This is a genomic window from Kitasatospora sp. NPDC048662 (assembly GCF_055587065.1).
This window is the reverse complement of sequence record NZ_JBVJHA010000019.1, coordinates 17,336-30,424: the sequence shown is the minus strand read 5'-3', so window position 1 is coordinate 30,424 and position 13,089 is coordinate 17,336. Positions and strand designations below refer to the sequence as shown.

At 72.7% G+C, this 13,089-nt stretch carries 11 protein-coding genes; 1 reads left to right on the top strand and 10 read right to left on the bottom strand.

The window, feature by feature from the left end; genetic code table 11:
• Positions 1 to 9 precede the first annotated feature (9 nt).
• Complete coding sequence (locus ACZ6R9_RS32055; RefSeq protein WP_380488637.1) at positions 10 to 372, top strand: DUF952 domain-containing protein; 363 nt, start codon at positions 10 to 12, stop codon at positions 370 to 372.
• Between the two features lie 42 nt (positions 373 to 414).
• On the opposite strand, the gene ACZ6R9_RS32050 is transcribed toward ACZ6R9_RS32055, so the two are convergent.
• The 10 genes from ACZ6R9_RS32050 to ACZ6R9_RS32005 all read right to left on the bottom strand — a co-directional run bounded on the left by ACZ6R9_RS32050 (position 415) and on the right by ACZ6R9_RS32005 (position 12,843).
• Positions 415 to 1,392 (bottom strand): helix-turn-helix domain-containing protein, encoded by a 978-nt coding sequence (locus ACZ6R9_RS32050; RefSeq protein ID WP_043910246.1) that lies wholly within the window; start codon positions 1,390 to 1,392, stop codon positions 415 to 417.
• A gap of 210 nt (positions 1,393 to 1,602) precedes the next feature.
• Positions 1,603 to 2,805 (bottom strand): pseudouridine synthase, encoded by a 1,203-nt coding sequence (locus ACZ6R9_RS32045; protein WP_465542153.1) that lies wholly within the window; start codon positions 2,803 to 2,805, stop codon positions 1,603 to 1,605.
• On the bottom strand, positions 2,798 to 3,535 hold the full coding sequence (gene scpB, locus ACZ6R9_RS32040; protein ID WP_465542151.1) for an SMC-Scp complex subunit ScpB: 738 nt from the start codon (positions 3,533 to 3,535) through the stop codon (positions 2,798 to 2,800). Before scpB ends, ACZ6R9_RS32045 begins: the two co-directional genes overlap by 8 nt.
• Complete coding sequence (locus tag ACZ6R9_RS32035; RefSeq protein WP_465542149.1) at positions 3,532 to 4,326, bottom strand: segregation and condensation protein A; 795 nt, start codon at positions 4,324 to 4,326, stop codon at positions 3,532 to 3,534. The genes scpB and ACZ6R9_RS32035 overlap by 4 nt, the downstream gene beginning before the upstream one ends.
• A gap of 129 nt (positions 4,327 to 4,455) precedes the next feature.
• Positions 4,456 to 4,920: a hypothetical protein gene (locus ACZ6R9_RS32030; protein WP_465542221.1), complete on the bottom strand. Its 465-nt coding sequence runs from the start codon at positions 4,918 to 4,920 to the stop codon at positions 4,456 to 4,458.
• 41 nt (positions 4,921 to 4,961) lie between these two features.
• Complete coding sequence (locus ACZ6R9_RS32025) at positions 4,962 to 6,023, bottom strand: ParA family protein (RefSeq protein WP_380488647.1); 1,062 nt, start codon at positions 6,021 to 6,023, stop codon at positions 4,962 to 4,964.
• A gap of 488 nt (positions 6,024 to 6,511) precedes the next feature.
• Entirely contained in the window at positions 6,512 to 7,627 is a 1,116-nt protein-coding gene (gene ald / locus ACZ6R9_RS32020; RefSeq protein ID WP_465542147.1) for an alanine dehydrogenase, read from the bottom strand.
• A 241-nt stretch (positions 7,628 to 7,868) separates the two neighbouring features.
• Positions 7,869 to 9,755, bottom strand: a complete 1,887-nt coding sequence (locus ACZ6R9_RS32015; protein ID WP_465542145.1) for an AAA family ATPase — start codon at positions 9,753 to 9,755, stop codon at positions 7,869 to 7,871.
• Positions 9,756 to 10,394: 639 nt separating this feature from the next.
• Positions 10,395 to 11,009: an NUDIX domain-containing protein gene (locus tag ACZ6R9_RS32010; RefSeq protein WP_380488646.1), complete on the bottom strand. Its 615-nt coding sequence runs from the start codon at positions 11,007 to 11,009 to the stop codon at positions 10,395 to 10,397.
• Between the two features lie 163 nt (positions 11,010 to 11,172).
• Positions 11,173 to 12,843 carry a CTP synthase gene (locus tag ACZ6R9_RS32005; protein ID WP_380488630.1) on the bottom strand — a complete coding sequence of 557 codons (1,671 nt, stop codon included), beginning with the start codon at positions 12,841 to 12,843 and terminating at the stop codon, positions 11,173 to 11,175.
• Positions 12,844 to 13,089: the final 246 nt, after the last annotated feature.

The window sequence follows — 13,089 nt, the reverse complement described above, 5'->3', positions numbered from 1 at the left end:
AAAAGAGACATGATCTACCATCTCGCCCCGCTGGACGACTGGCTGCGCGACCCGGGCCGGCCGTACACCGCCGCCTCGCTGCTCACCGAGGGCTTCCTGCACTGCTCGCCGGACGAGACCACGGTGCTGGCGGTCGCCAACCTGTTCTTCCCGGACACCCCGGATCCGCTGATGGCGCTGCTGATCGAGGAGAAGCTCGTCGAACCGATGGTGAAGTGGGAGGCGGCCACCGGCGGGCCGCCCCCGGGCAGCACCCCGGGGGTGCTGTACCCGCACATCTACGGGCGGCTGAACCGGACGGCCGTGGTGGGCCTGGAGAAGCTGGAGCGCGGCCCGGACGGACGCTGGGCCGCGCTGCGCCCCTGGAGCTGAGCGGCGGGGCCTGTCCGGCCGATCCGGCCGGGCGGACAGGCCCTACAGCCAGCCGCGCTCGCGGGCCGCCATCCCGGCCTGGAACCGGGTGGTGGCCCCGAGTTCGCGCATCAGGCCCTGCAAGCGGCGCTGGGTGGTGCGGGCGCTCCAGCCGAGCGAGCGGGCGATCGACTCGTCGGTGAGGCCGGCGGCGAGCAGCCCGAGCAGCTTCAGGTGGTCGGAGTCCGGCCCGGGGCCGTCGCCGCCGCCGATCACCGTCTGCAGCGGCACGGCCCGCTCCCACTCGGCCTCGAACAGCGCGTCCAGGGCCTGGAGCAGAGCGGACGGGTGGATGACGTACGCGGCGTCCAGGACGCTGTCGCCGACGCTGATCGGGATGATCGCCATCTTGTCGTCGGCCATCATCATCTTCATCGGCAGCACCGGCCGCACCCGGGCCTCCTCGCCGTCCTCGACGCCGGTGAGGATCTCCTGCTCCAGCCGCCCGGGCCAGGCGATCGCCTCCTTGTCGAAGACGGTGCGGATCCGCACCCCGGCCTTGAGCTTGGCCCGCTGCCGGGGCTGCTGCACGGTCGGGTCCTGGACGTACGGCGGGCAGTCGAAGCCGCGGATCTGGTACTGGCCGGACTCCACCAGGTGCTCCAGCCGCTGCGCGATGGCCTCGCCGCCGGTGAGCACCTCCACCGAGTGCGCCGGGTCGGTGTACCTGGACGCCTCCCGGAAGGCGTCCATCAGGCGGTGCATCTCGGCGCGGGCGGAGCGCAGTTCGGCTTCGCGGTGCCCTATCAGGGTGCCGATGGCGACGTCCGGGGCGACCGCCAGGTAGCGCTCCCGGTCGACGGGGGCGCGGGTCGCCATGCCCTGTTCGGCGAGGCGGTCCAGCGCCTGCCGGCACTGGTCCAGGGTCAGGCCGCAGTGTTCGGCCAACTCCTGGGCGGTCGACTGCGGCGCGACGACCAGCGCGGCGTACACCTGGCCGTCGGGCCTCCCGAGGCCCAGCACGGTGAATGCGTCGAGCATGTGCTTCCTTCCCCCGCCGCCCCGTCCCCTGACGCGGTGGCGCACTTCCGCCACGCGTCGGGGCGAACTTCGGTGGCAATCTTCTGCCACCGGGTCGAACGATAGCAAGGCCGCACGGTCCGCCTCACCGGTCAAGACCCGGCAAAGCCCTCCGCACACGCCGGAAGCCCGCCCGCCGTCGCACGGCGAACGGGCTTCCGGGGCAAGCTGCTACAGCCCGACCTCGTTCATCAGCGCGCCCACCTCGGGGTTGGTCAGCCGGCGCAGCCAGCCCGACTTCTGGTCGCCGAGCGAGATCGGCCCGAAGGCCGTGCGCACCAGCTTCTCCACCGGGAAGCCGACCTCGGCCAGCAGGCGGCGCACGATGTGCTTGCGGCCCTCGTGCAGGGTCACCTCGACCAGGTAGTTCTTGCCGACGTTGGAGATCACCTTGAAGCTGTCGGCCCGCGCCCAGCCGTCCTCCAGCTCCACGCCCTTGGCGAGCTGCTTGCCCAGGTCGCGCGGGATCGGGCCCTGGATGGCCGCCAGGTACGTCTTGGTGACGCCGTACTTGGGGTGGGTCAGGCGGTGCGCCAGCTCACCGTGGTTGGTGAGCAGGATGATGCCCTCCGTCTCGGTGTCCAGGCGGCCGACGTGGAACAGCCGGGTCTCCCGGTTGGTCACGTAGTCGCCCAGGCACTGCCGGCCCTCCGGGTCCTCCATGGTGGAGACCACACCGGCCGGCTTGTTCAGCGCGAAGAACAGGTAGGACTGGGTGGCGACGGTCAGCCCGTCGACCTTGATCTCGTCCTTCACCGGGTCGACCCGCAGGCCCTGCTCGATCACCAGCTTGCCGTTGACCTCGACCCGGCCCTGCGCGATCAGTTCCTCGCAGGCCCGACGGCTGCCCATGCCGGCCCGGGCCAGCACCTTCTGCAGCCGCTCGCCCTCTTCGCCGACCTGCTTGCCGGGGCCCTCGTGCCGGGCCAGCACCCGGTCCTCGATCCGGCCCTGGAGCTCGCGCGAACGCTGCGGCTGGCGCCGCGGGTCGCCGGGCGCGCCCTGCCCGTCCCGGCGCGGCCGGGGCGCCGCCCCGGGCTTGCGCGTACCGTACGCACCGCGCCCGGGCGTCGCGTTCGGGCCGCCGCCGTACTCGGGGCGGTCGTACTTGCGCTCCTCCGGCCGCAGCGGCCGGTCCGGGTAGCGGCGCTCCTCGCGCCCGCTGCCACCGCGCGACGAGCCCCCGTAGGAGCCCGAGCCGCCGCCGTACGAGCCCGAGCCGCCCCGGGACGAGCCGCCCCGGCCGCCACCCTGGCCGCCGCCCTGGCCGTAGGACGACCCGCCGCGGCCGCCGCCCTGCTGGCCGCCCCGGCCGCCCTGTCCACCCCGGCCCTGACCGCCGCCGCTGTTCCTGCCGTTGCCACTGCTACGCATCAAAATGTCCGTACGTCGTATCCGTCTGGGTCCGGTCGGCCTGGTTCGGCCCCTCCTGTGCGGCGGCGACCGCCTGCGCGATCATCGTGCCCTCCAGGGACTCCGCTTCCACGTCGTCGACCTCGGGCAGGAAGGGCGCGAGCTCCGGCAGCTCGTCCAGGCCGCGCAGCCCCATCCGTTCCAGGAAGTAGTTCGTCGTCCGATACAGGATCGCTCCGGTCTCGGGCTCGGTGCCGGCTTCTTCGACCAGTCCTCGCTGTACCAGGGTACGCATCACGCCGTCGCAGTTCACACCACGGACCGCGGAAACCCGCCCGCGCGACACCGGCTGCCGGTACGCCACCACCGCCAGCGTCTCCAGCGCGGCCTGCGTCAGACGGGCCTGCTGCCCGTCCAGGACGAACCGGTCCACCGCCGCCGCACACTCCGCGCGGCTGTAGAACCGCCACCCGCCGGCCACCTGCCGCAGCTCGAAACCGCGCCCCTGCGCCGTGTACTCCGCCGCCAACTCCCGTAGCACAGCGGCCACTTCGCCCCTGGACGCCTCCAGCACCGAGGCCAGGTGCGCCTCCGCCACCGGCTCGTCGGCGACCATCAGCACCGCCTCCAGCGCCGCCCGCAACGGCACCCCTGCGGCAGGCCCGCCGTCCTGGTGCACCGGCTCCTGCCACTCCCCGGGCCGGGCCTGTCCGGGCAGGCCGAGTGCCCGCCGCGGCCGCCGCTCCGTCATCGGGCACCGCCTTCCCCGCCCGCCGGGCGGTCGAACTCGTCGGTCACCTCGACCGTCCGCTCCCCCTCGGCGACCCAGCGCACCACCAGCTCCTCCAGGGCCTGCGGCTGCTCGAACGCCAACACCTTCTCCCGGTACAGCTCCAGCAGCGCCAGGAACCGGGCCACCACCACCAACGAGTTGTCCGCGTCCTCCACCAGCCGCCCGAACGTCGCCTCCCCCAGCGCGCTCAGCCGCTCCACCACCAGCGCCGCCTGCTCCCGCACACTCACCGGCGGCATGTGGATGTGGTCCACGTACACCACGGGCTTCGGCTTCGGCGTGAACGCCTTCGCGGCCAGCTGCGCGAACCGCTCCAACCCGACCGCCAGCACCACCTCGGGCAGCAACTGCGCGTGGTGCGGCTCCAGCCCGACCGTCCGCGGCCGCCGAGACGACTCCGCCGCCCACCGCTGCGCGAACAGCCCCGCCACTTCCTTGTACGCCCGGTACTGCAACAGCCGCGCGAACAGCAGGTCCCGCGCCTCCAGCAGCGCCAGGTCCTCCTCGTCCTCGACCTCCGCCGCCGGCAGCAACCGCGCCGCCTTCAGATCCAGCAGCGTCGCCGCCACCACCAGGAATTCGGTCGCCGCGTCCAGATCCCACTCCGGCCCCATCGCCCGGATGTGCGCCACGAACTCGTCCGTGACCTTCGACAACGCCACCTCGGTGACGTCCATCCTGTGCTTCGCGATCAGCCCGAGCAGCAGGTCGAACGGCCCCTCGAAGTTCTCCAACCGGACCTGGAACATAACGCCCAATTCTGGCAGAGAAGCCGAAACCGGGGGCGCGGGGAACTGCGCGAAACGGAAGGCACCCACCGGCAAGATCGCGTCCCACGACAATGACCTGCACGCGGAAGCGCCCCGAGCGGAGGACCCCTACCGCCCGCGCAGCCGCCGAACGAGGATCGACGCTTCGCCCCGCTGCTCCAGATCCGCGAGAACAACAGAGATCGCCTCGCGCACCACCCGCCCGCGATCGACCGCCAGCCCGTGCTCGCCGCGCAGCACCAGCCGGGCGTGCTCCAGGTCCATCAGTTCCTCGGCGGACACGTACACGGTGATCTTCTCGTCGTGCCGTTCCCGCCCGGACGGGCGCCGGGCCCGTCCGCGTCCGCGCACCGTCGTGGTCGCCGCCCGTCGCGCCGCCTCCGCGGGGTCCTCCGCCCGCCCCGCGGGGCCCGCGGCGGGCTCCGGCCGGGCGCCCGGGACGTCCGCCGTGCGGCCCGCCCCGGAAGCGCCCTGGCCGTCCTTCGAAGGCTCCTGCGCCCCGGCGGGCCTGCCGCCGGAGGCACTGGCACCGCCGCCGGAACCGTTTCGCGCGAGCGAGGGCGACAGGGCCATTCCCCCGGTCGCCCGGAACAGTTCGTCGGCCCCCGGGAGGCTCACTCGACGGGGCGGCACCGGTCGAGCACCTCCCTGGCGAGCTGACGGTACGCGGCGGCGCCGACCGAGTTGGTGGCGTAGGTGGTGATCGGCTCGCCGGCCACGGTGGTCTCGGGGAACCTGACGGTCCGCCCGATGACGGTGTGGAAGACGTGCTCGCCGAACGCCTCGACGACCCGGGCCAGCACCTCGCGCGAGTGCACGGTGCGGGAGTCGTACATGGTGGCGAGGATGCCGTCCAGGCGCAGTTCGGGGTTGAGCCGCTCGCAGACCTTCTCGATGGTCTCGGTGAGCAGCGCGACGCCACGCAGCGCGAAGAACTCGCATTCCAGCGGCACGATGACGCTGTGAGCGGCCGTCAGGGCATTGACCGTCAGCAGGCCCAGCGAGGGCTGGCAGTCGATGATGACGTAGTCGTAGTCGGGCAGCAGCGGCTTGAGCGCGCGGGCCAGCGCGGACTCGCGGGCGACCTCGCTGACCAGCTGCACCTCGGCGGCGGACAGGTCGATGTTGGACGGCAGCAGGTCCATGCCGGGGATGGCGGTCTTCAGCAGGACCTCATCGGCCGTCAGGCCCCGCTCCATGAGCAGGTTGTAGACCGTGACGTCGAGTTCCATCGGGTTGACGCCGAGGCCGACGGAGAGCGCGCCCTGCGGGTCGAAGTCCACCAGCAGGACCCGGCGGCCGTACTCGGCGAGTGCGGCGCCCAGGTTGATGGTGGAGGTGGTCTTGCCGACCCCGCCCTTCTGGTTGCACATCGCGATGATCTGCGCGGGGCCGTGCTCGGCGACCGGCGCGGGGATCGGGAAGTACGGCAGCGGGCGGCCGGTCGGTCCGACCCGCTCGCGGCGCTGGCGGGCCGCGTCGGGGGCCAGGGTGGCGGCGTACTCGGGGTCGGGCTCGTACTCGGCGTCGGGGTCGTCGTAGGGCCCGTAGCCGAGCTCGTTGTAGGCGAGCCCGTAGGCCGCGAAGTCGGCGTCGAAGTCGGCGACGGCCGTCGCCGCGCTCTGGCGGGCCTCGAAGGTGCGGACCGCGACCGAGCCGACCTCCTGCGCACCCACCGTGGCGTGCCGGGCTTCCTCGTTCGGCTGCCCGGCGGAGAGCTCCGCCAGTCCTGGCTGACCACCCCCGGGAGCAAATGTCGACTCATTCACAAGTCGTCTTACCTCCTTGGCCATCCAGGACTCTATGTCGATTCGTCAGCGTGGCAGCATGCCAACGGTTTGCGACTCTAGGCCGTTTCGGGCATTCGCAGCAACACAATCCACGGTAGTGGGCACGTTGTGTCGGCCACCCGCCCACCCCGTGTCAAGAGACGAGCCTAACGTTTCCGCGCAGGCGGCGGGCCATGAGGGGCCGTCAGGTGTCCTTGTCGACAGAGCGGGTGACAAACCGCACCGGAATTGACCGGCTGTGGACACCTCGCGACACCCCCGGACACCTCACCGGCCCCTCTGGACACCTCCGTGTCGCCCCCGGGGCGTTACGGGCATGCCGAAGCCCCCGGACCGAGGGAAGGACGGCCGGGGGCGACAGCAAGTGCGGGGCGTCAGGCGAGGACGCTCTCCAGCGAGACCGACTCCAGGCCGAAGGCCTCGGCGACGGCCGGGAAGGTGATCTGGCCCTCGTGCACGTTCAGGCCCTTGGCGAGCGCGGCGTCGCGGCGCAGCGCCTCCTTCCAGCCACGGTTCGCCAGCTCCACCACGTACGGCAGGGTGGCGTTGGTGAGGGCGTAGGTGGAGGTGTTCGGGACGGCGCCCGGCATGTTCGCCACGCAGTAGAAGACCGAGTTGTGGACCTGGAAGGTCGGCTCGGCGTGCGTGGTGGCGTGCGAGTCCTCGAAGCAGCCGCCCTGGTCGATGGCGATGTCGACGAGCACGGAACCCGGCTTCATGCGGGAGACCAGCTCGTTGGTGACCAGCTTCGGGGCCTTGGCGCCCGGGATCAGCACGGCGCCGATGACCAGGTCGGCCTCGACAACGGCCTTCTCCAGCTCGAAGGCGTTGGAGACGATGGCCTTGATCTTGTTGCCGAAGACCTTGTCGGCCTCGCGCAGCTTGTTGATGTCGCGGTCCAGCAGGGTCACGTCGTAGCCCATGCCGATGGCGATGGTGGCCGCGTGCCAGCCGGAGACGCCACCGCCGATGACGACGGCCTTGGCCGGGTGGGTGCCGGGGACGCCACCGGGCAGGGTGCCGCGGCCGCCGGCCGGACGCATCAGGTGGTAGGAGCCGACCTGCGGGGCCAGGCGGCCCGCGACCTCGGACATCGGGGCCAGCAGCGGCAGGGCGCCGTTCGCCAGCTGCACGGTCTCGTACGCGATGGCGGTGGTGCCGGAGGCGAGCAGCGCGTCCGTGCCCGGGCGGTCGGCCGCCAGGTGCAGGTAGGTGAACAGGGTCTGACCCTTGCGCAGTCGGTGGTACTCCGACGCGATGGGCTCCTTCACCTTGAGGATCATGTCGGCCGCGGCCCACACCTCGTCGGCGGTGGGGAGGATGGTCGCACCGGCGGCCACGTACTCCTCGTTGGGGATCGAGGAGCCGACACCGGCGTTGTCCTCGATGACGACCTCGTGTCCGTTGCGGACCAGCTCATGCACACCGGCAGGCGTGATGGCCACGCGGTACTCGTGGTTCTTGACCTCGCGGGGGATGCCGACCTTCACGGCTAACACGTCCTCTTGCCATGGGGATTCCTACCGGGGGAAGACCGGCGGGTTGCCGCACACGATGGGCACAACGGGCGAACCGGTGCATAGGTCCATGCGCGACTGAGTTCGAGTGTAATGAAGCCCAGGCAGCGTGTCAGCCTTCCAAAGCGAACAAATCAGCTCGACTCGTTGGCAGATTCGTAGGCTTCCCTGTGTTCTGAGGCCACATTGCGGGACGAACTCCGCACTCAAGACACTACTCCGAAAGCGGACGAAGACCCTCCTGGCCCAGGTGCCGCCGCAGCCGCTCGGCCAGCGCCGTGACCTGCCGCTCGCCCTCCGCGTCGCGGGTCCGGCGCAGCACCGCCGCCGCCGAGCGGTACTCGCGCAGCGCCTCCTCGAAACGCCGCAGCGCGGTGTGCGCCTCCGCCAGCCGCACCAGCAGCCGCGCCTCGGCGGCCTGGTCGCCGACCGCCTGCCGCAGCACCAGCGCCCGCCCGTACGCGTCGGCGGCCCGCAGCGGATCGCCGAGCGCCCGGTGACAGTGGCCGACCCCCTCCAGCGCGCGGGCACAGCCGCCCTCGTCCCCGGCGCCCCGGGACAGCTCCACGGCCCGGCGGTAGCGCTCGGCGGCCTGCTCCCAGCGGCCCGCGTCCGCCTGCAGCTCGCCGAGGTTGAGCAGCGCGGCGGCGGCCCGGCGCGGGGCGCCCTGCCGCTCGGCGACCTTCAGCACCGACTCGTGCAGCGCGTGCAGGTCGGCCGGCGCGGCCTCCCCGGTCAGCGGCAGAGCGCGCAGCAGCGCCGTCACCAGCCGGCCCGCGCTGCCGTCCAGGTCGCCCTGGCCGACGGCGTCCGCGACGGCGGCCAGCAGCTGCTCGCGCTCCCCCAGCAGCCACTGACCGGCGTGCGCGGCCGAACGCAGCCGCAGCGGCCCCGGCAGCGGGTCCGGGTTCGGCCCGGCCGCCGGGTCCAGCAACAGCCGCGCCGAGTCGACCAGCCGCACCAGACGCTCCAGCAGCCGGGCCCGGGCCAGCTCCAGCTCGGACGCCCGGTCGGTCTCGGTGCGCAGCTCCACCAGCCGCCCGTACAGCCGCCCCGGCACCCGGTACCGCTCGGTGCCGTCGGCGGCCGCCGGCTCCCGCTCCATCAGCTCCAGCTCGGCCAGCGCGGCCAGGTGCGACCCCGCCTCCGGCGCCGGGCAGCCCATCAGCGCCGACGCGGTCCGCAGATCCACCTGCTGACCGGGCGCCAAGGTGCACAGCCGCAGCAGCCTGGCCCGGGCGGCCGGCAACCGCCGGTACGCGGGCTCGAACGCCCCCCGCAGCGGATCGCCCTCCACCACCGGCACGGTGTCCGGCTGCTCCGCCGCCTCCGCACGGGAGCGCTCCCGCAGCTGCTCCGGCGGACGGCGCAACCGGGCTGCGGCCTCCGTGACGGCCAGCCGCGGCTCGGTACGCAACCAGCCCGCGGCCAGCCGCAGCGCGGCCGGACGGTTGGCACACGCCTCGGCGAGCTCCGCCGCGCCCACCGGGTCGCAGGAGATCCGGGTGCCGCCGACCAGCGCGGACAGCAACTCGATCGTGACACGGTGCTCCAGACCGCCCAGGATCACCGGATCGATACCCTCGATACCGGTCAGCGGACCCGAGGTGGTGGCCAGCACCACCGACTCGGTCTTCTCCGCGAGCAACGGCCACACCTGACCGGTGTCCCGCACGTCGTCCAGCAACAGCAACGCCCGCCGCGACCCGAGTGCCTCACGCAGTGCCTCGCACGCCGGGTCCTCCTCGGCCGCCCCGGGCAGCAACGCCAGTCCCGGCCGCTCACCGAGCTGCTCCAGCAGCCTCCTGGCGGCCCGGCCCGCCCCCACCCGCGTCCCGTCCGGCGCCGACATCCGCGCGTAGAGCAACCCGTCCGGGTACTCCTGCGCGACCCTCCGCGCCCACTCCACCGCCAACGCGGTACGGCCCGACCCCGGCCGCCCCGCCAGCACCAGCAACCGCCCCCGCCCCGGCGCGGGCCGCCCCGCCGCCACCCTCAGCGCCGCGAGTTCCGCCGTCCGCCCGCCGAACGGCCGGGCGCCCGCAGGCAACGCGTCGAAGACCCCGGCCGCCTCGGCCACCGCCGCCGCATCCCTCGCCACCCGCGCCACTCCCGACCGTCGCCCAGCCCCCGGGCCCGCACACCGGGCCCTGTCCGCGAAGCGTAGTTCGACCACCCCGCCCCACCCAGCCACCCCGGTCCCGCCAACCCCCACACCACCCCCCCGGCCCAACCCCGGCCGGGAATGGCGCAGCGGAACCCCGGATCGGACGAAAGCGCGTGCCAGAAGAAGTGAATCAGCCGCTCACCCGCCCGGGGGCCCAAACCCACCACGGGCCGTCCCCGCACAGAACGCGCCCCCATCACACCGGCCCCCGCCACGCCCGCGCGGGTGCGCACTCAAAACGGCCGCGCCAGCAACGGCGGGCCCGCCCGGCGGAGGCGCCCCCAACGCCGCCCCGGGCAACCACGACACGACTACTCGCCGCACCCCACGCGAAGCGAATCCCTCCGCCCCACCCCGCGCGGAGCGCACCCCACCCCCACCGCACCCCACGCGGAGCGCACTCCCAGAACGGCCGCGCCAGCAGCGGCGGGCCCGCCCGGCGGAGGCGCCCCCAACGCCGCCCCGGGCAACCACGACACGACTACTCGCCGCACCCCACGCGAAGCGAATCCCCCCGCCCCACCCCGCGCGGAGCGCACCCCACCCCCACCGCACCCCGCGCGGAGCGCACTCTCAGAAGGGCCGGGCCGGCCACGGCGCGTCCGCCGGACGGAGCGCGTCGACGCCGCCGCGGGCCAGGGCGGTGTGGAGGGCGAGGGTGCCGGTGACCAGCACGGGGTTGTGGAGTTCGCCGGCCAGGACCAGGTCGAGCAGCTGCTCCAGCGGAACCCACGCGGATTCGAGTTCCAGCTCCTCGCCGTGGGCCGCGTAGCGGTCCCCCTCGGCTTCGGCGAGGTCGGTGGCGAGGAACAGCCGCAGCGCCTCGTTGCTGCCGCCGGGCGAGGTGTAGAAGTCGACCAGTACCCGCCAGTTCCCGGCCTTGCAGTACGCCTCTTCGAAGAGTTCCCGCTGGGCCGCGTGCAGCGGATTCTCCCCGGGGACGTCGAGGAGTCCGGCGGGGAGTTCCCAGAGGCGGTGCCGGACGGGGTGCCGGTACTGGCGCAGGACGAGGACGCGGGCCTGCTCGTCAACGGCGAGGACGGCCACCGAGCCGGGGTGGAGCTGGTAGTCGCGCTGGGCCCAGCTGCCGTCGGGCATCCGCACCTGTTCGGAGCGCATCCCGGTCATCCTGCCCTGGAAGGGCGTGTGCCCGTCCCGAACGTCCCATTCCTCGGCCACGTCGCGCATCCCGGTCACCGGGCACCACCCCTTCTCGTCAGTCCGACACAAAGACACAATCTAGCGGACCGACCCCTCCCGACACGCCGAAACCGCCCGCCCCGGAGCGAACTCCAGGACGGGCGGCCTCACGCGCACAGCCTCACGCGCACAGAAGAAACAGAAGAGAGCGTCAGCCGACCTTGCGGTCGATCGCCGCCGCGACCAGGCCCGCGAACAGCGGGTGCGGCCGGGTCGGGCGGGACTTCAGCTCGGGGTGGGCCTGGGTGGCGACCAGGTAGGGGTGGACCTCGCGCGGGTACTCGACGTACTCGACCAGGTCGCCCTTCGGGGAGAGGCCGGAGAACTGCAGGCCGGTCTTCTCCAGGTCGGCGCGGTAGGCGTTGTTGACCTCGTAGCGGTGGCGGTGGCGCTCCTCGACGTACTGCTCGCCGCCGTACACCTCGCGCACGATGGAGCCCTCGGCGAGCTTCGCCGGGTACAGGCCCAGACGCATGGTGCCGCCCAGGTCGCCCTTGCCATCGACGATGGCAAGCTGCTCGGCCATGGTGGAGACGACCGGGTGCTTGGCGGCCGGGTCGAACTCGGTGGAGTTCGCCTCGGGCAGGCCGGCCAGGTTACGGGCGGCCTCGATGACCACGCACTGCAGGCCCAGGCACAGGCCGAGCAGCGGGATCTTGTTCTCGCGGCCGTAGGTGATCGCGCCGACCTTGCCGGTGACGCCGCGGTCACCGAACCCACCGGGGATGCAGATCGCGTCGACGTCGCCGAGCTGCTCCTGCGCGCCCTCGGGGGTCTCGCAGTCGTCGGAGGTGACCCACTTGATCTCGACCCGGGCGTTGTTGGCGAAGCCGCCGGCGCGCAGCGCCTCGGTCACCGACAGGTAGGCGTCCGGCAGGTCGATGTACTTGCCGACCAGGGCGACCTTGACCACGTGCTGCGGCTCGTGGACGCGGCGCAGCAGGTCGTCCCAGACCGTCCAGTCGACGTCGCGGAACGGCAGGTCGAGGCGGCGCACCACGTAGGCGTCCAGGTTCTCGCCGTGCAGCACCTTGGGGATGTCGTAGATCGACTTGGCGTCGATCGCGGCGACCACGGCCTCCTCGTCGACGTCGCACATCAGCGAGATCTTGCGCTTGATGGCCTGCGGCACCTCGCGGTCGGCGCGCAGCACGATCGCGTCGGGCTGGATGCCGATGTTGCGCAGCGCGGCCACCGAGTGCTGGGTGGGCTTGGTCTTGAGCTCGCCGGAGGGGCCGATGTAGGGCAGCAGCGAGACGTGCACGAAGAAGACGTTGTCGCGGCCGACCTCGTGGCGGACCTGGCGGACGGCCTCCAGGAACGGCAGCGACTCGATGTCGCCGACGGTGCCGCCGACCTCGGTGATGACCACGTCGACGTCCTCGGTCGCCATCCGGCGGATCCGGGACTTGATCTCGTTGGTGATGTGCGGGATGACCTGGACGGTGTCGCCGAGGTACTCGCCGCGCCGCTCCTTGGCGATCACGGTGGAGTAGACCTGGCCGGTGGTGACGTTCGCCGAGCCGTGCAGGTTGGTGTCGAGGAAGCGCTCGTAGTGACCGATGTCGAGGTCGGTCTCGGCGCCGTCGTCGGTGACGAAGACCTCACCGTGCTGGAACGGGTTCATGGTGCCCGGGTCCACGTTGAGGTAGGGGTCGAGCTTCTGCATCGTCACCCGCAGGCCGCGGGCCTTGAGCAGCGCGCCGAGGCTCGAGGCGGTGAGGCCCTTGCCGAGCGAAGAGGCGACACCCCCGGTGACGAAGAGGTGCTTGGTCGTCACGGCGCGGCCGTTGGCCGACTTGCCGGAATGGGGCTGTGCCAAGAGGGGGCTCCCGTGGGGTGTCGTGTCGGAGAGTGACGCCGGTGGAGGGGCTCCCGGCCCTCGTTCCCACCAGTTCCACGGGATACCAGCGTATCAGTGCCCCGGCGAGTGGTCGCCCGCGTCCGGGTGGACGGGGTCCTCGTGCGTCGTCCGGACGGGTCGCCCGGGAGACCGGGAACAGGCCCGGAGGGCAGGCGGCCCACGGGGCGCGGGCCGTCGGCGGGGGCGCGTGCGGGCGCCCGAAAC